Genomic DNA, 22,391 nt, shown 5'->3' with positions numbered 1-22,391 from the left:
CCTCGTATTTCGCGCTGATGAATCCAGCGTTTAACCATCTGATTTATTATAAAAATACGGCGAGGGACATGCCGTCACCTCGCCGCCGTTTAGCCTCAGGCCAGATGCACCTGCAAACCGTGCTGCACCAGTACATCACCCAGAGTATTGCTGCTGTCTAATGACGAGTTGTGGTATACGTCAAAGGTTTGCCCATCAACGATACGCTGGCTCACGCTGCTCCAGACGCCGCCTTCGGTATGACTCAACGTAACCTGACTACCTTCCGCACCTTTAATCAGCAGGTCGTCCTGCGGTTTATCAGTGATGGTTAAAGCATCATGTAGATTAAGCACAATGCTGTTAGTCCCGCTGGTGCCTAAATCAATAACCTCGATATGTTCTACTTTCAGCCCCAGACTGGTGAGATCCAGCACCTGATGCAGACCGCCCAACAACAAGGTATCGGTGCCCAAACCGCCGTCGATATGAGTAAAGTCCATAGTATTCAGAATGAACTCATCGTTCTCGACGCTACCGGTCAGCGACTCACCGCTTAGCACGGTGCCATCCGCTAGATTCAGCGTAACGCCGCCGATGGTGTAGCCGCCCTCGGTCACATCCGTGATTAGGATGCTATCGATTTGCTGCGCCAATGGTTCGACCAACGTGGATTCCGCCTGTACCGTATTCGCCGCAGCCGCAGTGTGTAATCCGGTATCGGTACTTTCACCATTAATCGCCGCCGTTTGATGCTGATCTGACGTGGTGGTGTGGCTGGTGTCAGTATCGCTGGTCAGCATAAAGCTGGTGGCCTGAGCCTCTGATTCTGCCGACAGAGAAAGCGGCAGCACAGACCCCACGCCCAAGCCGACGGTTAACTCTTTATGGTTGCCGGCTTCATCAGTAACCGCGACGTTGACCAGCGTAGTCAGCAGGTTGCCCAGATTCAGTAGATTCAGAATGGAACCGGTGAATTTCACGCTCCATTTACCATCTGGAGCAATATCGCCCTGTAGTGTCTGGCCCAGCAAGGTCACGCTGACTTGCGCAGGCGGGCTGACGTTTTTACTGCTACCGGAAACCACCAGACCATTTAGCAATATCCCCAATAGGCTGGTAACCGGGTTAATCCCCAGCAGCGGTAACGCATGGGTTTTAACGGTAAAGGAGGAGTTATCAGTGATGCTATTGCCCACGGCATCGGTCAGTGTCACGCCAATGTTGGCAGTACCATCCAGTAATCCGGTCAGCACCGATGGCGTGATTGGCACGCTCCAGGTGCCATCCAGATTGACGCTAGCCGTCAGCGTAGCGCCGCCCAAGGTAATGGTAACGGTCCCCCCCGCCGCATGAGTACTGGTGCCGGAGATTACCTGCGCGGCCAACGCTTCGGCGGCGTTCAGGTAGTGGTCCGTCCCAAAGAAGGTGCCCAGACTTAAAGTAGGCAGGTTGTGAATGCCCACCGTCACATTGACTGCCGCGCCCGCGCTATTACCCGCGGCGTTCACTAGGTTGGCGCTAACGCCAATAGTGCCATCCAGCAACTGGGACAAACTGGTCGGCGGTATGGCGATGCTCCAACTGCCGTTCGCGCCCACGGTGGTACTGAAATGTAGCCCGCCTACGGTCAGATTCACCGTTGAACCCACCGCGTTGGTGGTTTGCCCGCTGATAGTTTGAGTCAGCGCCGCTTCCGTCGCGTTCAGCAAACCGTTGCCAAAGATGGGGTCTAACGTCAGGCTCGGCAGCGCGTTAGAAATAACATTCAGCAAGCCGGAAACCGTTGCCGGGTTGCCCACTGCATCCGTCAGACTCGCGTTAACCGATATGCTGCCATCGGTCAGAATCGCTTTCAGATCCAATGGTGGTACCGCCACGCTCCAGCCACCGCCGGTCCCCACCGTAGTCAGGTAGGTTTTTCCATTCAGCGTGACACTGATCTGCGTTCCCACGGCCACGTTGGTCGACGTCCCGCTGATGGTTTGCGCCGTCAACAGATCCGCCACGCTGAGAACGCCGTCGCCAAAGATCGGTTGCACCGTCAGGGTTGGCAGTGCATGGATTTGCACTTTTACCGAGCCGCTGGCGCTACTGGTGTTACCGACGCTATCAGTGAGAGAAACGCTGATGTTTTGCGTACCGTCCAGTAATCCGGAGAGAATTCCTGGCAGCACAGGCAGGCTCCAAATTCCACCGGCTCCGACCGTTGCATACAGCGTCGTGGCTCCCACCGTCACCTGAACCTGCGAGCCAACCACACCGTTGACCACCTGCCCGCTAATAATCTGCGGCAGTAAGGAATCGGCCAGACTGAGCAGACCATCGCCGAAGATTGGGTTGAGTATCAGTTTCGGTACGTTGTTGATAATGACATTCAGCGCGCCGTTGGCGGTGCCGGTGTTGCCTGCCGCATCGGTCACCGAGACAATGGCAGACAGATTACCGTCCGCCAGCGCTTTCAGATCGGCCGGTTGCAAAGTAATGTTGAAGCTGCCGTTGGCTGCGGTAACGCCGAAGAAATCTTTCCCCCCTAGGCTCACTTTAACCTGAGTTCCGGCGGCTACACCGCTCACCGTACCGGATATCAACTGAGCCACTGCGGTATCCGCCAAACTCAGGGATCCATCACCAAACAGTGCTGGCAAGGTAATTTGCGGTAAGGTGACGCTGACATTCAGCACACCGGTTGACGATGTCGGGTTGCCCGCCGCATCGCTGGCGTTAGCGGTCACATTCACCGTGCCGTTGGTCAGCGCACTTAGCAAGCCCGCCGGAACCGGTACGGAGAAGGTACCGTCCGCCCCAACGATGGCACTGAGTGGCGTACTGCCAAACAGAATATTGACGGTCGATCCAGCCGGTAGATTCTTGGTCACACCGCTGATGACCTGCCCCAGCGATACATCCGCCAGATTCAGGATTCCATCGCCAAAGATCGGGTTCAGGGTAATGCTTGGCAGGTTGTGAGTTAAAACATTCAGATTTAGCGCCGAATTAACAATATTCCCGGCCACATCTTTCACCGAAACGCCAATTTGCAACGAACCATCCTGTAATCCACCCAGCAACGCTGGTAATAGATTGATGCTCCAGGCACCGCCAGCGCCGACCGTGGTGTACAGCAAGGCACTGCCTACGGTTACCGTGACTAACGCCCCCGGCGCAACGTTGTTAATTACACCGCTCAGCGTCTGAGTGGTTAAGGCTTCCGCCGCGCTCAGAATGCCATCGGGGCCAAACACCTGACTGGTGGTTCCAAAGCTCGGCAGCAAGTGACTCAGTACGTTCAGATCCACCACTTTATTGGTGATGTTACCGTTAGCATCGGTCAGCACCAGATCCAAGTGAACCAAACCGTCGCTGAGGTTACCTAACTGGGCACTCGGAATCGTCAGACTCCATTTACCATTGCTACCCACCGTTGCTTCCAGCGACACACCGCCGAGGGTTAGATTCACCTTGGCCCCTAAACCGGCTCCGGTGGCAACGCCGGAAATAACCTGCGAAACCAAAGTTCCGGCGGCGTTCAGGTAGCCACCGTTAAACAGCGGGTCAACCACCAGCGCCAGCGTATTGTTGAGCGCCACGCTAAGAGTCACATGGGTATCTGCGGTATTACCTACGCCATCGGTCACGGTAATATCCGCCACCAGCGGACCGTTAATCAGACCAACCAGATTGGAGGGATCGATATTGGCCGTCCATTTACCATCGGATCCCACCACTACGTTGATCACGTTTGCCGGATTGCTCCCCAGCGTAATGGTCAAAGTTTTACCTTCCGCACCGGTCGCCGTACCTGATAACAATCCGCCGAGGTTATTCAACAGATTAGTACCGACATCCAGCAAAATAAGCGGCGCTACGGTATCAACCACAATGGTTTCACTCGCGCCACCCACGTTACCCACACTGTCTTTCACCGAGGCTGACAGAGTGACGTTCCCCTGCGCCAGCGCTTGTAGATCGGTAGGCGACACCGTCACGCTCCAAGTGCCACCCGCCAATACCTCTGCAAAGTAGGTTTTGGCTCCCAGCGTGACGGTAACCACCTGCCCAACCACATCCAGTGAGGCGGTGCCACTGATTGTCTTGCTGCTTTGAGATTCGTCGATGGTCAATATGTTGTCACCCGCAAAATCAGCCAGCGTCAGCGTTGGAGCCGTGGTATCACGGATAACGGATACCGTGGCCGAAGCCGGGCTGCCAATGCCCACCAGCGTTGCTTCAACGGTGGTTGTCGCGTTGTTGGCAAACAGCGAGGCCAATACCTGAGTGGTCCAGGTATTACTGGTAATCGGTAACGATACGGAAACCGGCACGCCGTTAATCAATACCGTAACGGTTTGTAATAAGGGGTTCGCACCAGTAACGGTGCCGCTAATGGTAATAAGGTCAGTAGGTAAACCCTGTAAATTATCCGCAACGTTAATGACGTTATCGCCAGCAACCGCGTTGATCGTTAGGTTAACCGCCGGCGGCGTCAGGCTCAGGGTGAAGTCTGGCAGATCGGTGCCCGTGGACGGATTACCGGCCATATCCGTATAAGATGTAGAAACATGTACCGGGCTGGCGCCCAAGCTTGCCGCCGTCATTTGAACCGGCGTTAACGTCAGTGACCAGATTCCGCCCACACCAACGGTAGCCGTTAGCGGCCCCAGACTGCCGACATTCACGGTAATTTGCTGACCAATACCGATGTGGGTGGTCGTTCCGCTAATTGTCTGATTAGTATGACTCTCGCTAAAGTCCAGCTCGCTACCGAAGCTGTAAGCTCCAACGGTGATGGTCGGCAAATTATGAATAACGGAGGTGAATTCTTGGGTCGTATTCACAACGTTACCGCCAGCGTCCGTCACCACTACGTTCATGGTTTGTACGCCATCCACCAACAGTTTTAAGTCAGGAGAACTAACAGGCGCAGTCCAGAATCCGGTCAATGGGTTAACGGTCGCCGTATATTCTGAGCCATTGATGTAAAACTTCACGCTTTGACCCGCACCTAAAGTGCCGGAGTTTCCGGTAAAGGTGACTCCAGCGTTCGATTCGTTGGCGCTCAGATAGTCGCCAAAGATTGGCGTATTGATCGTTGGAACAGGTAACACAACATAACTATCGAACGGCGTGCTGATGCTGCCGCTATTGCCCACCGAATCGGTCGCGGTGACATTGACAGAATGGGAACCGTTGAGTAAACCACCTAACGCACCGGCAGGAATGTTCACCGACCAGCCGCCGACTGAATCAACAATGCCGGGGTAACTTACGCCAGCAATATCAATTTTCAGAGAAACGTTCTGGCCCAAACCGCTCAATCCGGTAGTCCCGCGAATAATAATCAGACCAGCGGCTTCCGATGCGTTCAGGCTGGTGCCAAACGACAGAGTATCGATGGTTGGCAAAGGCAATTGCTGCTGCGATAAAAACGGCGGCGGCGTGATAGTGGCTTCATTGCCCGCCCGGTCGGTGACGGTGACGCTAAGGGTATGGTTTCCACCAGCCAGAGACTGCAACACATTGGAACTCAGAGGCAGCGACCAGGTGCCGTCCGCATTCGCAGTAACGCTAAAGGTTAACCCCGCCAGTGAGTCAATGACGACGGTCACCGTTTGCCCCGCCCCGAGCGCGCCGGTGGTACCGGTCAGATTTTGCGTCAGTGCGCCTTCCGCGTACGTCAAAATGCCATCGCCAAACGGAAGATTGAAGGTCGGATTTGGCAGACCGTGAATCAGTACATCGACCGAGCCAGTCACAGAACCTGTATTACCCGCCGCATCGGTGGTCACCACCTGAATCGGCCATGAACCGTCCGGCAAGGCCTTCAATATTGCTGACGGTACGCTGAGAGACCAGGTGCCATCCTGCGGATTCGGTAGCGTGGCGGTATAGCCAAAACCGTTGATAAAGACCGTGACACCCTGCACATTGCCAAAAGTCCCGGGGGTTCCCACAGTACCGGTCAATAGCGCTGGAGAAAGCGCCTCGGTCGCATTCAGCTCGGTGCCAAAACTGACGGAACTGATGGTCGGTACTGGCATGCTGTTGATAATCGAGGTGAAGTCTACACTTTCCACGCTCACGTTTTTCGCGCGGTCGGTTGCCGTGACGGTAATAGTGTGTGAACCGTCGGTCAAACCGGTGAGGATCAGACTCGGCACTGACAGCGTCCAGGTACCATTCAATGCCACATTAGCCAGATAGTCCACACCGTTAATATTGACGGAAACTGTCTGTCCAGCACCGGTAGCGCCGGTTTGACCGGTTAATAACTGGGTTAAATCGGAATCCGCTTTACTGATAAGGCCGTCGCCAAACGGCAAGGTTGGGAAAGTGACATTCGGAATATTATGCGTTAGCACATCCAGACTGGCCGAACCGTTGGCCGGGTTGCCGGTAGTCGGATCCGTAGCGGAAACCGAAACTTGCAGCGTGCCGTCAGCCAAACCGGTTAGTACCGATGCATTGACGTTCACCTGCCACACGCCCAACGAGGTCACGCTGCCCAGATAACCTACACCATTAAGGGTTAAGGTTACCGGTGTCCCCACGTCCAGCCCACTGCTGACACCGGTCAAAGTGGTGCTTACAGCAGCTTCGGCATGATTCAGAATGCCATCGGTGAACAGCGGGTCGAAGGTTAGCGTCGGTAATTGATGCACCGCGACGGTCAAATCTACCACCTGTTCGGATTTATTACCGGCGGCATCAGTGACGCTTACATTCATTCCGCCGACCAACGAACCATCGCCCAGCAGCAGTAAATCCGCCGTTGGGATGGTTAAAGTCCAGGTGCCGTCATTCTGCACCGTCGCCTGATAAGGTTTGCCCGCGACGGTAACGGTCACCTGTAGGCCCGTATCGCCAACACAGGTGCAGTGAACCACCAAGCCCAGCAATGCGTCCGCCAGATTCAGCACGCCGTTAATGCTGGTATCCACGTCCACCACCAGCAGCGGTGCCTGAGTATCCACGCTAACAGGGTGAGTCGCATTAGCCGGGTTCTGCGCCGCATCGTTCACGCTGGCTTCAATGGTATTACTGCCCTGCGGCAAGTTTTTCACATCGGCAGAAGGCACGCTGACCTGCCAGCTACCGTCGGCCTGAACCTGCGCGGTATAGGTTTTACTGTTTAACGTCACGGTCACCGTTTGATTAGCCGGAACCCGCTGGCTGGTCCCTGAAATAATCAGCGGCGAGTGACTTTCCTGCAAATCAATAATATCGTTGCCAGCCACGGTTCCAACCGTCAGAGAAGGCTGATCCGCCAGCGACGCAATGACCGTGACTTGATGAACATCCGAGGCTGGGTTATTGGCCAAATCGCTAACGTTGGCACGCGCCGTGAGTGGCCCTTCCGGCAACAGCGTAGCGTCTGCGGCCGGTACCGTTACCGACCAACTGCCGTTCGGCTGCACCGTACCGAAATAGCTTTTCCCATTTAACACAACGGTGACCTGACGACCTTGCTCGACGCGTTCAGTTACACCGTTTATCAATACGTCCTGTGTTGACTCAGCCCGACTGATATAGTTATCACCGGAAATCGCGCCGATGGTGATGGTCGGTAAATTAGCCGGGTTAGCATCAATGGTAATCACCCGATCTACCGAGGTTTGGTTACCCGCCAGATCCTGCACACTAACGGTCAAGGTATAGTTGCCATCGGCCAATGCCTGCACCGCCGAATTGCTCAGCGCCACACTCCAGCTACCGTCACTCAGCACCAGACCGGTGTAAGTTATCCCGTTCAATACCACGGAAACCGTACGTCCGGCTTCGCTAACATCTGTCGTCCCTGTGACGGCCAAAGGTGCCAGTTCTTCTGCGGCGTTGATTATGTTATCGCCGGTAATCGGGGCAATATTCAGCGTCGGTGCCAATTTATCTACCACCGCAGATCCGTTCAACACCACGCTATTTCCGTATGAATCGGTCGCGGTAACGACAATCGCCACGTGACTGTTTGGCAATGCCAAAAGTTCACTGCTTTGCAGCACCAACTGCCAGTTCCCGGTGCTGTCCACGCTGACCAAGTGAGGCGTACCGCCGACGTTTACCGTGACGCTTTGACCACTACCGGAAACGCCGGTGCTGCCAGTCAGAATTTGGCTGGTTCCCGCTTCGGCGGCGTTTAAATATCCGTCGCCAAACGGCGTATTCATGAATGGAACCGGCACGCCTTGAGTCACCAGCTTAATATTCTGGGTATCCACGGTAGTATTGCCCGCAGCATCCGCGACGCTAACTCGTACCGGATAAGTCCCATCCGGTAATTGATTCAAGATGTTGGCCGGAATATTGACGGTCCAGACGCCTAAACCATTGGCTAAGCCGGTATAGGTGATGCCGTTAATGGTAACGCTAACGGTCGCGCCCAGCTCAGACGTCGTGCCGCTAATCGGTATAATGGCTGTTGCTTCCAACGCATTCACAACGTTATCGGTGGAAATATTGCCTACAGTCAGCGTTGGCGGCACGGTATCGACGAAAATTGGGATTGAATGGCTAGCGAAGTTACCGGCGGCATCGGTAGCAGTCACATCAATGGTCTGCGCCCCCTGGCCGATCCCCTGTAAAACGCTACTCGGCAGATTGAGCGCCCACTGACCATTGGTACCAACCTGCGCCTGATACTCGACGCCAGAGATAGTCACTGTCACCGTTTGCCCCAACCCACTGACGCCGGTTGTACCGGTAATAGCTTGAGTAACCGCCGCCTCACTCGCATCTAATGTGCCATTACCAAATGGCGTGTTGATCTGTGGGTTTGGCAGGCTGTGTAGATAGATGCCCAGATCGGCGCTGCTGCTAACAGAATTGCCCGCAGCATCGGTAGCGGTGGCGAATAAAGTAATGTTTCCGTCGGCCAGTAACCCTAAATCAACGGTCGGGATCGTGGTGCTCCAGCTACCGTTAGCCTGAACCGTCGCGGTATAAATTTTGCCATTCAGCGTGATAACCACGCTTTGACCCACGTTCACATTGCTGGAAGTACCATTAACCGTAACACCGGCCAGAGCTTCATCCACATTAATCAGGTTATCACCGGTTAGCGGGCTAATGGACAAACCGCTAGCGGTGTTATCTACCGTAATACTTTGGCTACCGTTAGCTGGGTTGCCGCTAATATCCGTGGCGCTGGCGGTCATGGTGAACGGGCTGTTACTTAGCAGAGCCAAATCTGCCGCCGGAATCTGCGTATTCCAGTTGCCGTCACTGCCGACCGCGGCGGTATAGGTTTTGCCATTCAAGGTAATGGTAACGATACGTCCAGCTTCTAATCCGGTACTGACACCGCTGATGATTTGCGCGGCCTGCTGCTCAGCACCATCAACAATATTATTCCCCGCAAAAACATGAATACTCAGAGTTGGTAAATGAGCCGGGTCGGCATCAACGGCGACATTTTGCGTTACCGTGGTCGGATTGCCCGCCGCGTCCGTCACTTTCACCGTGAACGCATAGTTACCATCGCTCAGGCCAGACAGCGCGCCCGCTGGCAATGACAAACTCCAGTTACCACCCGGCTGAACTACCGCGGTATAGGTTTGTCCATTGATCGTGACAAAAACGGTAGCGCCCAGCTCTGAGCTAGTCCCGTTTAGCGTAATTACGCCTTGAACTTCAGGGTTGTTAATAATGTTGTCGCCAGCGATCGGTGCCAGAGTCAGTAACGGAGCTTGGGTATCTACCGTAATCGGCGTGCTCAGGCTGTTGGTATTACCGGCGGCATCGGAAACCGTCACTATCAGCGGTTGACTGCCTTGATTCAATCCTTGCAGCGCCGCACTTGGCAGCGTGACGCTCCAGCTACCATCCGCCGCCACGATTCCGGTATAGGTTCCGCCGCCAACGGTGATGGATACTTTCTGCCCCGCGCCGTTAATGCCAGTGCTACCGGTAATGGTTTGATTTACCGCCGCTTCGGCAATATTCACCACACCATCGCCAAACAGAGGACCGACGCTAACGACCGGCAGGTTGTGGATATAAATACCCAAATCTACTGAACCAGAAACCGGGTTACCCCCTGCATCGGTAGCGCTGGCAGTCAGGGTCATTGTTCCATCAGCCAGCAGAGCCAAATCAGCCGCTGGTATTTGCGCACTCCATACGCCGCCCGCTCCAATCGTCGCGGTATAGGTTTTGCCATTGAGCGTCAGAGTGACAATTTGCCCGACATTGACATTGGTCGAGGCGCCACTCACGGTAATATTACTGGCGGCCTCAGCCACATTAATCAGGTTATCGCCAGCGACCGGATTGATACTCAGCCCGGCTAACTGGTTATTTACCGTAATAGTTTCCGAGCCTACCGCCGGATTACCGGCTGCATCGCTGACGCTAGCAGTAATAGTGGCGCTGCCATTCGCCAGTAACACCAAATCTGCGGAGGGAACCTGCGTGCTCCAACTGCCGTCACCGGCTACGATTGCGGTATAGCTTTTACCGTTTAAAGTCACGGTCACGCTCTTACCCGCTTCAATACCAGTGGTGACACCGCTGATGCTTTGCGTGACCTGTTGCTCGGCACCGTCCAGAATATTGTTACCCGCAAAGGGATTGATGGTCAGCGTTGGTAAATTGGCCGGATCGGCATCGATCGTCAGATTCTGTGAAACCGTTGTCGTGTTGCCAACGCCGTCTTTTACCATAACAGATAGCGAATAGTTGCCCTCTGCCAGCCCCACCAGATCTGCCGGCGGCACGCTGAACTGCCAGGTACCGTTAGACAATACTGTTGCAAAATAGGTTTTTCCGTTGAGCGTCGCGCTGATCTGCGCCCCAATTTCCGAACTGGTTCCGCTGATCACTACCGTTGCAGTGGCTTCCGCCAGATTGATAATGCCATCATCGGCAACCGGGTTCACGGCTAACGTTGGCGCAACGGTATCCACCAGAATACTGGTCGCAAAGAATCCTTCGTTACCCGCAATATCCTTAACGATGATACTGAAAGGCAACAGACCTTGCCCCAGAGCCTGTAACGCCGCACTGGGCAGCGTTATGCTCCAGCTACCATCCACAGCCACATTACCCTGATAAGTGACACCGCCAAAAGTCACAGCCACGGTTTGGCCAGGGCCGGTAATCCCGGTAGAACCGGTAATCGTCTGATTGACCGCTACTTCTGCAGCGTTCAGCCTGTCATCGATAAACAGCGGATCGACCGAAATATTGGGTGGATTATGTATGAATACGCCTAAGTCCAGAGTACTGGAAACCGGGTTCCCCCCTAGATCGACCCCGGAAACGGTGACCGGAGTACTACCATCAGGCAACACGAACAGGCTAACCGATGGGATGGTTACGCTCCAAACGCCGCCGGCCTGAACCGTAGTAAAATAAGGCACCCCGCCGATCGTCACCTGTAACAGCGTCCCCACGGCTACGTTGGCAGAAGTACCGGTAATATTGATAGAGGCGGACGCTTCCTGAATATTCAGTAAGTTATCACCAGCGATGGTGTTGATAGCCAGCCCCCCCTTGGTGCTATCAACGTCAATAATTTCGCTCTTAAACGCCAGGTTACCGCTGACATCGCCAACCTGAGCATTGATGGTGGTTGTTCCATTGGCTAGCAACGCCAAATCGGCAGCAGGCACCTGAGTACTCCAGTTCCCCACTCCATCCACCGTCGCGGTGTAGGTTTTCCCATTCAAAGTAATGGTCACAACCTGACCCGCTTCGATATGAGTCGTACTCCCGCTGATGGTTTGATTCACTTTTTGCTCGGCGCCATCCAGTACGTTGTCGCCAGCAAAGTTATGGATATCCAACGTTGGCAAATTAGCCGGAGCGGCATCCATAATGACGGTTTTATTGACCGTCGTCGTATTGCCTGCGACGTCAGTGACCGTCACGCTAACCAATGCCGGGCCATCCGGCAGACCGACAAAGGCGCTTGCAGGTATATTCACGCTCCAGGTACCGTCGCTTTGCACCACGCCGATATAGCTGCCGCCGTTGAAACTCACCGTAATAGTCGAGCCCGCTTCAGAAGAAGTACCGCTAATGGCAACCGGTAACGCGGCTTCGGCTGCGTTAATTGTTCCGTCGCCAGCAATAGGGGAAAGGGTTATGGTCGGCGCGAAAGTATCCACCAATACCGGCGTGACTTGGGTATTGGTGTTACCTGCGATATCGCTCACCGTCACCGAGATCGGCTGCGGGCCTTGCCCCAAACCTTGTAAGGTAGAAGTCGGAATGCTGACAGACCAGCTGCCGTCCGCTGCTACCACTGCCGGATAAGTCATGCCACCAATGGTGACGCTCACGGTTTGCCCCGCACCGCTGACTCCGGTCGAACCGCTTAATGTCTGATTCCCCTGCACGTCAACGCCGTTCAATGAACCATCACCAAAAGGCAAGGTTAGGCTAGCTGACGGCAGATCGTGGATATAAATGCCCAGTTGCTGCGATCCGCTGACCGGATTACCGGCGGCATCAGTGCCGCTTACAGTCAATGTGATGTTGCCATCGGCCAGCAATGCCAGATCCGCCGCCGGAATCTGCGCGCTCCAACTGCCGTTGAGGCCAACGGTCGCAGTATAGGTTTTGCCATTTAAAGTCAGCGTCAATTGAGTACCGGCAGCAACATTGCTGGTACTGCCGCTGACGGTCATATCGCTTTGCGCTTCGGTCGCATTAATCAGGCCATCGCCGGACACCGGGCTGATAGCTATGGCGCTGAAGTTGTTATTCACCATGAAATCATGGCTGCCGGTGACCTGACGCCCTTCCGGATCGTTAACCGAGGCATGAATGGTGCTAGTGCCATTCATCAGCAACGCCAGATCGGCGGCGGGTACGGACAGGTTCCAATTACCATTCGTATCCACGGTTGCGGTGTAGGTTTTACCATTCAAAGTTACAGTTACAGTTTGCCCGGTGGTAATGCCTTTGGTACTGCCACTAATGGTTTGATTAAGCTGCTGTTCCGCTCCATCCAGAATATTATTCACCGCAAAATCGCCGATAGTCAGCGAAGCATTGCCCGCGACGGTCAAGGGTTGAGTTACCGTGGTAGTATTGCCCGCCGCATCGGAAACGGTCACCGTGACCGGATGAGAACCCACGCTGATACCGGTCAAGGCCGAAGGCGGAATTGTCACGCTCCAGCTGCCATCAGATCCTACCGTGGTGGTATATGTCTGTCCGTTAAAGCCAACGGTTACGGTTTGTCCTGCATCTCCAGCCGACGCGGTACCATTCACCACCAGCGGCTGAGTCAGTTCCGCGCCTTCCAGAATACCGTCGCCAGCCAAAGGTGAAACCGTGAGCGCTGGCGCAACGGTATCCACTTCCAGCGTGAAATCTTTTTCCAGCGTCTGTCCGCCTGGCGTGGTCACTTTGACAATCACGCTATAGCGGCCGTCTTGCAGACCCTCTAGTACCGAAGCGGGCAGATTGAAACTCCATTTACCATCGGCACCGACGGTGGTGGTATAGGTTACGCCGTTCAAAATCAATGTAACTGTCTGACCCGCAGCAATAAAGGTTGTCTCGCCGCTCAATACCTGTGATGCATGGGTTTCGTTCGCGTTCAAACGGTTGTCACCGGTCAACGGATTTACCGTCAAAGTCGGCGTATTGGGATTACCGCCGCCGCTGCCACCACCGCCGCTGCTACCCGCTGCGATACCAATCCCGGCACCGATGGCCAGAAAGCCTAAAACGCCAGCCAGCACAGCATTGGAGGCAATACCGTCGCTTAAGACCAGGCTGGATAGCCCATCGATGGCGGCAAATTCCGGCACCAGAGCAACGGTTTCGCCCCCTGCGGCCAACAGCGTCGGAGGGAAGACGGCATAGACCGGTTGATGCAAGCCGTCATCAAACACCAGCTCACTGTAGTGGCCTTCTGCATCTGCCTTGAAAAAGTGTTGATAGCGTACGGTGCTACCATCTTTCATATGTAAAATCAGATCGTTACCTTGACGCTCATAGCGAACAACGCTATCCGTAGCCGCATGGATACGCACCACGCTGGGTTCATTAAGCACCACAATTTGATTGCCACTGGCAACATGGGTGATTTGTTTGCCATTTAGGCGGGAAATGATATCAACTGAGCCGGCAGCGGTGTTCGCCATAGGTAACCTCACAAAGCAAGCAGGACGCGACCTCCACGTAAAACCACCCCAGGGCGGGTAGTCAGACGCAGGAGAGTAAAGTAAACCTTGTTAATCTGGGTTTAAGCTTGTTTTCGGTGTTGATGACAACGTAAAAATGAACCAAGGCACGATAAATACATTTATTTTGTTAAAATTTCGCGTAGTTACTTCAAAAGCTAATACTTAGATATAAGTAGATATTTCAACGCTTGTACAAAAATATTTTCATTATTTGAGTGAATACTAATCATGATAAAAAGTAGGGGAATCAATGACGGGGCGAACCTTAAAGGGTCATTCGGGGTGACAAAAAGTTAACTAACTAATTGCAATGGCTTTACATTTAATCAAGCAGTTCGCCAATTGACCTATCGTTGTTTTATGGTTTTTTTGTCCCTGACGATGTGTATGAATTTTTTTATATGATAAAAATAGATAATCACTGGAAGAATCACCGCCAAACCATATTATTAAATTTTTTTAATCATTAAAAAATCCAGAGAAAATAATAACAGGCTGAATTACCCCCCAATGAAACGACCCAGACCTTATCAACCCAGCACGCTAACCCACGATTAATCCGTCCGAAGCCGTGAATATCTTCGACCCGGATTTCGCTTTGTGATAGAAACAAGTCTCAATTTTAGTTATTCACCCTCACGACAAGCCAAAATCAACATGAGCACCCAAATAGAGCAACAACACGAACTGCCCGGCGTTCCTCAACAGATCGCTACCCGCCTGGCCTTTTTTATTGCCGGTTTGGCAATGGCCGCCTGGGCGCCGCTAGTCCCCTTCGCCAAAGCCAGAATTGCTCTTAATGATGCGTCATTAGGGTTACTGCTACTGTGTATTGGCGTTGGATCCCTGCTGGCTATGCCGTTGACCGGCGTAATGACGGCGAAATGGGGCTGTCGCCGGGTTATTTTGATTGCCGGTGCCCTTTTGTGTCTGGATTTACCGCTGCTGGTACTGATGGATACTCCCATCAGCATGGCCGTGGCATTGCTGCTATTTGGGGCTGCTATCGGGGTAATTGATGTAGCAATGAATATTCAGGCGGTGATTGTCGAAAAGGCCAGCGGTCGCGCCATGATGTCAGGATTCCACGGCCTGTTCAGCGTTGGCGGTATCGCCGGTGCTGGCGGAGTCAGTGCGCTACTGTGGCTAGGTCTCTCTCCTTTAGTCGCGGTGTTGATTACCGTAATAGTCATTATTGCCTTGCTGGCGATGGCGAACAGAAACCTGCTGGCAGGCAGCGGAGAACCGCACGATGGCCCGCTGTTTGTACGCCCTAAAGGCTGGGTGATGTTTCTCGGTTTCCTGTGTTTCGTGATGTTTTTGGCTGAAGGTTCAATGTTGGACTGGAGCGCATTGTTTCTCACTAGCTTACGCGGTATCGAACCTTCTCAGGCCGGCATGGGCTACGCTATTTTTGCCATCGCTATGACGATGGGGCGTTTGAACGGCGATCGTATCGTGAATAAACTAGGCCGCTATGCCGTATTATTGGGCGGTAGCCTATTTGCCGCCGCCGGTTTTATTATTGCTATCAGCTTTGATAATCCTACGGCAACTATGGCTGGTTTTATGCTGGTCGGGTTGGGGGCTTCGAACGTGGTACCGATTCTGTTTACCGCTGCGGGCAATCAGCGGGTTATGCCAACGAATTTAGCCATTGCCTCAATGACAACCATTGGCTACGCCGGTATTCTGGCAGGTCCTGCGCTGATAGGTTTTATCGCACAGCTCAGTAGTTTGCCCTTTGCCTTCGGGTGCGTAGCGGTTCTGTTACTCAGCGTAACGGCCAGCGCCCGGACAGTAACGCGTTAATCAAGGAATCAGCGTTATCCCTATGCAAAATAATTCGTTACCTCTTAGCCTGACCAATATCGCCCGCTGTTTTTGGCTGTTTATCCTGCTATTGCTGATCGCCGTGGGTCTCTACGGCTACAACTATACCAACGCATATCTGGCAGAAAAAAAGTTTGCTCTGAATAATATCGCTACCAGCTTGCAGCAGCGTATTGATGATTATCGCTACAATACCTATCAGATTTACGAGTTGGCGACCAATCCCGCCTACAATGATGCCGATGAGGTGCTACCCGCGGGTGTAGAAGAAACCCGCCTGCGGCCTGATGTTTATTTCATTGAAAAACCCAGAGCTAAAACTGATGCGGTGATTTTCGGTAATCATGATAGAGCCACGCTGGGCATGACTTTGCGTATGTCAAACTATCTGGATAGCCGCTGGGGTTCACAGAGCGACACCTTTTCCATGTACTACCTGAACGGGCAGGATAACAGCCTGATTCTGATTACGACTCAGTCGCTAAAAGAGCTCACCACCCGCTTTAAGGAAACCTACCTGACAGCGTCCGCTGAGTCTCGCCGGGCGGAAATGCTGCAACAGGCCAATACGCTGGATGAGCGGGAAAGTTTTTCTCCGTTACGTAAACAGCGTTTTCAAAATGCCTATTATTTTACGCTCAGAACCACCTTCAACCATCCCGGCCATCTGGCGACGGTTATCGCCTTTGATTTGCCGATTAACGATCTGATTCCAGTCAATATGGCGCGCTCCAGCTTCCTGCTCCAGCCGGACAACACGCCAATTGGCGATGGCGGGATGGCTCCGGAAGATTTGGCTACCGCCTCGGTAGCCATTAACGGTTCATGGCTGGAGTTTGCCGCTCCGCTGGCCAATGCCTCGCTCAAAGTAGTGTATCGCGTTCCCTTGACCGGTCTGGCCCTCGATCTGGCGCGCAATAATTCCTGGCTGATCTTAACTAATCTGTTCTTATTCGGCCTGACGCTGCTGTGCATCTATTTGATTCGCCATCAGTATGTTCGCCCCGGTGAAGATATGGCCGAGCAATTGGAAGCACAGAAGTCTCTGAATCAGGAAATTATTGCCAGCCTGCCTTTAGGATTACTGGTATATAACTTTGCGACCAGTAAGCTGGTGGCCAGCAACAAAATTGCCGAGCACTTGCTGCCTCATCTTAATTTGCAAAAAATTGCCCATATGGCAGAACAGCATCACGGGGTCATTCAGGGAACGGTTAACAACGAAGTATATGAAATACGAATGTTCCGCAGTCGATTATCCCCAAAAACTTACCTTTTCCTGCTGCACGATCAGGATAAAGAAGTACTGGTGAACAAAAAACTGCAAATGGCGCGGCGCGAATACGATAAGAATCTACAGGCGCGGAAGCTGATGTTGCATAATCTGGGCATCGAGCTGAATCAACCGGTTAGCATGTTAAATCAGCTAGCGCACCGGTTGCTACAGCATCCGGACACCGATCCAGAGTTACGTGAGTCTCTAGTCAACGAGTTGGTTCAGCATTCAGATAGCGTGCTAACGCTCATCGATAACATCACTCTGCTCACCCGTCTGGAAACGCAGGATTGGCAACCGGAACAGCAGAATTTCTCGCTATCCAGACTGATCGATGAGCTATTGCTGCAAGCTTTGCCGTCCATAAACCGAAAAGGATTGAGTTTATTCAACCATTATTTGGCAGATGTAGACAAAACCTATATCGGTGATGAACGTGCATTGCGTAAAGTGCTAGCGTTGTTGCTGAACTATGCCATTGTGACCACCAGCTACGGTAAAATTACCTTAACGGTGAAACATGAACCTGAGCATCCAGAGTTACTGACTATTCAGATTGTGGATACCGGTGCCGGTATTTCAGACGAAGAAATCAGTAATCTCAGCTATCCGTTCCTAAGCCAAACGCTGGTTGATCGCTATAGTCAGGGCTCTGGTCTGACGTTCTTTTTGTGCAATCAGTTATGCAAAAAAATGAACGGGCAGCTGGAAATCCGCAGTAAAGTGGACATCGGTACCCGTTACACCGTCCGCGTTGCTATGGGATTGCACGAAAATCAAGAAGATGAAGAGGAGAAATTACTAGATGGCGTAACCGTGATGCTGGATATTACTTCAGATGAAGTGAAATCCATCGTGACTACGCTACTGAATGCGTTCGGTGCAAATTGTATTATTGCAGACGATCGTCTGCCGGGCAGGGAGTATGACGTAATGTTAACGGATAACCCGCAAAACTATGCGCCTTATACCCTCTTACTGACTTCAGACGAGCCGGGTTTACAACAGTTGCAACAGAACTATATTCGGGTTAACTACAACCTTGGCAGCGCGGTGATAGACGCCATTCTGTTACTGATAGAGCAGCAGATTTCTTCCTATGAGTCCGCTCATAGCGTGGAAACAGCGGAAGAAAACCCTGTCGAGGATAATATTTCCGGATATGAGCAACAGTTAAAATCTAGTGACTATTATGCGCTGTTTGTTGAGACAGTACCGGTAGATTTGAAGAAACTGTATACTGAGGCCCAGCAACGTGATTTTATATCGCTCTCGCAGACCGCGCACCGATTGAAAGGCGTGTTTGCTATGTTGAATCTGGTTCTCGGCAAGCAACTGTGTGAAACATTAGAACAGCATATCGCAAACGGCGATCAGTTGAAGATCGAAACTAGCATCAGCCAGATTGATTCGTTCGTCAGTAGGCTGTTGCAGCAAGGTAACCCATAACATGAACAACCTTAATGTAATTATTGCAGATGACCATCCAATCGTTTTGTTTGGCATTCGGAAATCACTAGAACAAATTGAATGGGTAAATGTAGTCGGTGAGTTTGAAGACTCCACTGCACTGATAAACAGCTTGTCAAAACTTGATGCCAACGTTCTGATTACCGACCTCTCCATGCCTGGAGACAAGTACGGTGACGGGATTACGTTGATCAAATATATCAAGCGTCATTTTCCGCATCTGGCCATTATTGTTTTGACCATGAATAATAACCCGGCGATTCTCAGCACCGTTTTGGATCTGGATATCGATGGGATTGTGCTCAAACAAGGTGCGCCGACCGATTTACCCAAAGCCTTGGCCGCATTGCAGAAAGGGAAAAAATTCACCCCGGAAAGCGTGGCTAAACTGTTGGAAAAAATCAGCGCTAACGGCTACGGCGACAAACGTCTTTCTCCAAAAGAAAGCGAAGTGTTGCGCCTGTTTGCCGAAGGCTTCCTGGTGACAGAGATCGCCCGGAAACTGAACCGCAGCATCAAAACCATCAGTAGCCAGAAAAAATCAGCCATGCTGAAACTGGGTGTGGATAACGATATTGCCCTGCTAAATTACCTGTCTTCCGTCAGCATCAGCCAGGTTGATAAAGAGTAATATAAAGGGTAATAAAGCGGTTTTCCTACCAATAAACCCGGCTTTCTCGCGTCGGGTTTATTATTTCAAATCCACTCACCGCCCCTGCCGCACCTTTTCACTGTAGTGATTAAGCATTTGTCGCAGCGTATCCAGCGTCACCGGCTTAGACAGACAGTCATCCATTCCCGCATCCAGACAGCGTTGCTTCTCTTCCGCCAGCGCATTAGCCGTTACACCAATCACTGGGAAATGCAGCTCCTGTTCGCGCAAACATTGGGTCAGGCGATAACCATCCATATTTGGCATATTGACATCTGTCAACACGATATCAATAGGATTGCTACCCAATACCGTCAATGCATCAATGCCGTCATTAGCCGTAAGCACCTGATAACCTAAGGACGTTAGCTGGTCAGCTAATAAACGACGGTTTATCGGATGGTCATCTACCACCAGAATACGCATATCGCTATTATCTACCTGATTATCTTTATCCGGCACCGGTAATTGCAGCGGCGTGGACGTCATAATCGATACATCCAGCAAAATTCGATGCAACAGAGGAACGGCTTCCAGCAGCGTTGAAGTGCTGACCACCCAGTAGCCTGGCCGGGTTTCCTGCGGTAAACCAATATGTTCGATAGAAAAATGAATTCGCGCCAACAGCGGCGTGGCGACTTGCGGAATGTAATCGGTAATCAGCACCTCATCCCCACGGGTTGCCTGACCGTTGTAACGCTGAATATCTGCGCCGTAACTGCAAAACAGGCTGGTCAGATAAGATTCGAGGCGGGCGTTCCGCACTTCCATCAGCAAAGTCTTCCCCTTCCAGCATTTGCCAGTCGGAGGCGTCGGTAACGTCGCGTTATATAGCGGAATTCGGATTGAAAATACGCTGCCGATACCCGGTTCGGAATTCACCTCAACATCGCCATCCATCATATTGATCAGCTTTTCGCAGATCGCCAGCCCCAACCCCGTTCCCTGGAAGTGGCGCTGTACGCCAGTACCGACCTGAAAGAAGGGATCAAATAACTGATTGATTTCTTTCGCATTAATACCAACGCCGGTATCCTGTACGCGGAATTCCAAATACAGACCGTGCAGCCTGACCTGCACAATAATGCAGCCGGTATCGGTGAATTTAATGGCGTTATTCAATAAGTTGGATATGACCTGCTGTAAACGCACCGGATCGCCGTTCATCATGACCGGAACGTTAGGCTCAATAAAGCAGTACAGGCCAAGCCGTTTTTTCACCACCAGCGGCAAATAGTTCGCAGTAATATGAGTAATCACTTCCACGCAGGAGAAGGGCTGAGGCTCGATTTTTAGCTGTTCTGACTCGATTTTGGAGAAATCCAAAATATCGCTGATGATTTTCAGCAGTAAACCGGAAGAGTTATTCATCGCCGTGACCAAGCGGTCCACGCCCGGCGGCAGCTCCTTGGTTTGTAGTAAATCCAAGTTGCCGATAATGCCATACAGCGGCGTGCGCAATTCGTGGCTAACCGTAGCCAAAAACATGGACTTGGACTGGCTAGCCTGCTCGGCGGCGGCGGCCATTTCCTGTAACGACTCTTCCATTTTGACCCGCGAACTGACGTCCACCAGTACACAGATCGCCACGTCTTCATTACGATAGCGGGAATGGACGAAGCTGATTTGCAAATTATTGTTATTACTGGTCATCACATCGACAAAATTAGCCTGCTGATCGCAGATAATTCGCGTAATGCGTTCCCGGTCTTCGTTGGTCAGCAAATTAATATAGTTATGAGCCAACTCATTACTCAGGATATTAGTCCCATCGCTGAGCCGCAAAATGCTGATCCCCACCGGCGCGGAAGCTACGATTTTCCGGTTAAATTGCTCGTGTTCTTCCAGCTGCGAAGCGTTATTTTCTGCCGGGCGGAACATTTTGCGTTCAAATACCCAGGCTAAAGTAAAAATCACAACCGCAGACAAAGCATTGAGTAGCAGCGCGTTAAAAATCAACATCTTAAAACGTTCAACCACGGTTTTCACCGGCAATGAATAAGCAATGCTAAGCGATGAAGGCAGTAAATTCTTCTTTAGGATCAGGTCGTTATAATCATCTGCATAGCCAAAATAGGAGGGTGAGTCCGGATATTCATCCAGCATAGAGGCATAGCGTTCGCCGGTAGCCAGACGAAGCACCGGCTCATTATTCTGATCGAGCAAAGTAACGCCAATCGGCAAGGTTCCCGCTGAGATAAAGTCCTCCAGACGAATCGTCTGCTCAGTACCAATCAACGCTTCCAGCTTATTGCCAATAAACACCGGCGTTAGCACATAAAGATAACCGGTATCTGAGCGCGCGCCGGGCACCACAAAATACAGAGTGTTGTCTTTATCCTGATTTTTCGCATCCATATATTTCTGCATATGTTCATGCAGAGCGGAAAGCAGGTTTTTCTGATCCAACGGCGTATTACGTATATTGAAATCAACCAGACAGCGGCTTTCAGCGCCAACGAAAAAGATCCGGTTAAGGTCGTACGCAGCGGCAAAGTTCTCTTTCCAGTACAGAATCAGATCGCTCAGCGATTCCAGCGAAGAATGGTACGAAGAACGCAGATCGCCACATTCAGCGTTGACATTAAGCGGATAATATTTTGGCTCACCGGCTTTATGCGCCATGCCATTGCTGCGTATCTCGACGGAATTACTGAGCTCGCTGAGGCGATTTTCCGCCATATATCTGATATCACGGATAATATCAGCAGAATGCCGGATGTAATTCTGCGCCTGTTCGAAATTGGTATTATATTCCTGACGAATATCCGATTTTTTCTCATTCAGAATATTCAGGATATAGAAGGTGGTCAGCAGTGCGCCTAGCGACCACAGCATAACGGCAAGTACCCGGAATAAATAGCGGGATATTTTTAGCGTTGTTCGAAAAGAAGAAAGATATTTCAATCGGATACCATGGTGAAAACGTTGCCGGATGGGCAGTTCTGCTAACAGAATACACTACCGATAACACATAAAAAAGCCAGCACTGAGGCTGGCTTGTCTTTTCATCACAGCAGTCAATAACAGGCGCGATTTT

At 52.0% G+C, this 22,391-nt stretch carries 5 protein-coding genes; 3 read left to right on the top strand and 2 right to left on the bottom strand.

The genetic code is table 11. The annotated features are described in order from the left end of the window. Positions 1-95: 95 nt before the first annotated feature. Positions 96-14,078 carry an Ig-like domain-containing protein gene (locus tag ACQ4OC_RS06510; protein WP_430971028.1) on the bottom strand — a complete coding sequence of 4,661 codons (13,983 nt, stop codon included), beginning with the start codon at positions 14,076-14,078 and terminating at the stop codon, positions 96-98. A gap of 699 nt (positions 14,079-14,777) precedes the next feature. Here ACQ4OC_RS06510 and ACQ4OC_RS06505 point away from each other — a divergent pair. The 3 genes from ACQ4OC_RS06505 to rcsB are packed head-to-tail and all read left to right on the top strand — an operon-like array spanning position 14,778 to position 19,330. Beyond that, positions 14,778-15,932, top strand: a complete 1,155-nt coding sequence (locus ACQ4OC_RS06505) for an MFS transporter (protein WP_064517327.1) — start codon at positions 14,778-14,780, stop codon at positions 15,930-15,932. Positions 15,933-15,954: 22 nt separating this feature from the next. Further along, entirely contained in the window at positions 15,955-18,678 is a 2,724-nt protein-coding gene (gene rcsD / locus ACQ4OC_RS06500) for a phosphotransferase RcsD (RefSeq protein WP_430971027.1), read from the top strand. A gap of 1 nt (position 18,679) precedes the next feature. Next, positions 18,680-19,330: a response regulator transcription factor RcsB gene (gene rcsB, locus ACQ4OC_RS06495; RefSeq protein ID WP_064517323.1), complete on the top strand. Its 651-nt coding sequence runs from the start codon at positions 18,680-18,682 to the stop codon at positions 19,328-19,330. 75 nt (positions 19,331-19,405) lie between these two features. Here the strand turns inward: rcsB and rcsC are convergent, their stop codons facing one another. After that, on the bottom strand, positions 19,406-22,258 hold the full coding sequence (rcsC, locus tag ACQ4OC_RS06490; RefSeq protein ID WP_064517320.1) for a two-component system sensor histidine kinase RcsC: 2,853 nt from the start codon (positions 22,256-22,258) through the stop codon (positions 19,406-19,408). Positions 22,259-22,391: the final 133 nt, after the last annotated feature.

The sequence above is a fragment of the Yersinia sp. J1 genome (genome assembly GCF_050586585.1).
In the GTDB taxonomy this organism is placed as follows: domain Bacteria; phylum Pseudomonadota; class Gammaproteobacteria; order Enterobacterales; family Enterobacteriaceae; genus Yersinia; species Yersinia entomophaga.
This window is presented reverse-complemented; position numbering and strand designations above follow the sequence as displayed.

Coding starts and splice junctions, on each gene's coding strand:
- ACQ4OC_RS06510 (WP_430971028.1), bottom strand. CDS start 14,078: ATGGCGAACACCGCTGCCGGCTCAGTTGATATCATTTCCCGCCTAAAT.
- rcsD (WP_430971027.1), top strand. CDS start 15,955: ATGCAAAATAATTCGTTACCTCTTAGCCTGACCAATATCGCCCGCTGT.
- ACQ4OC_RS06505 (WP_064517327.1), top strand. CDS start 14,778: ATGAGCACCCAAATAGAGCAACAACACGAACTGCCCGGCGTTCCTCAA.
- rcsB (WP_064517323.1), top strand. CDS start 18,680: ATGAACAACCTTAATGTAATTATTGCAGATGACCATCCAATCGTTTTG.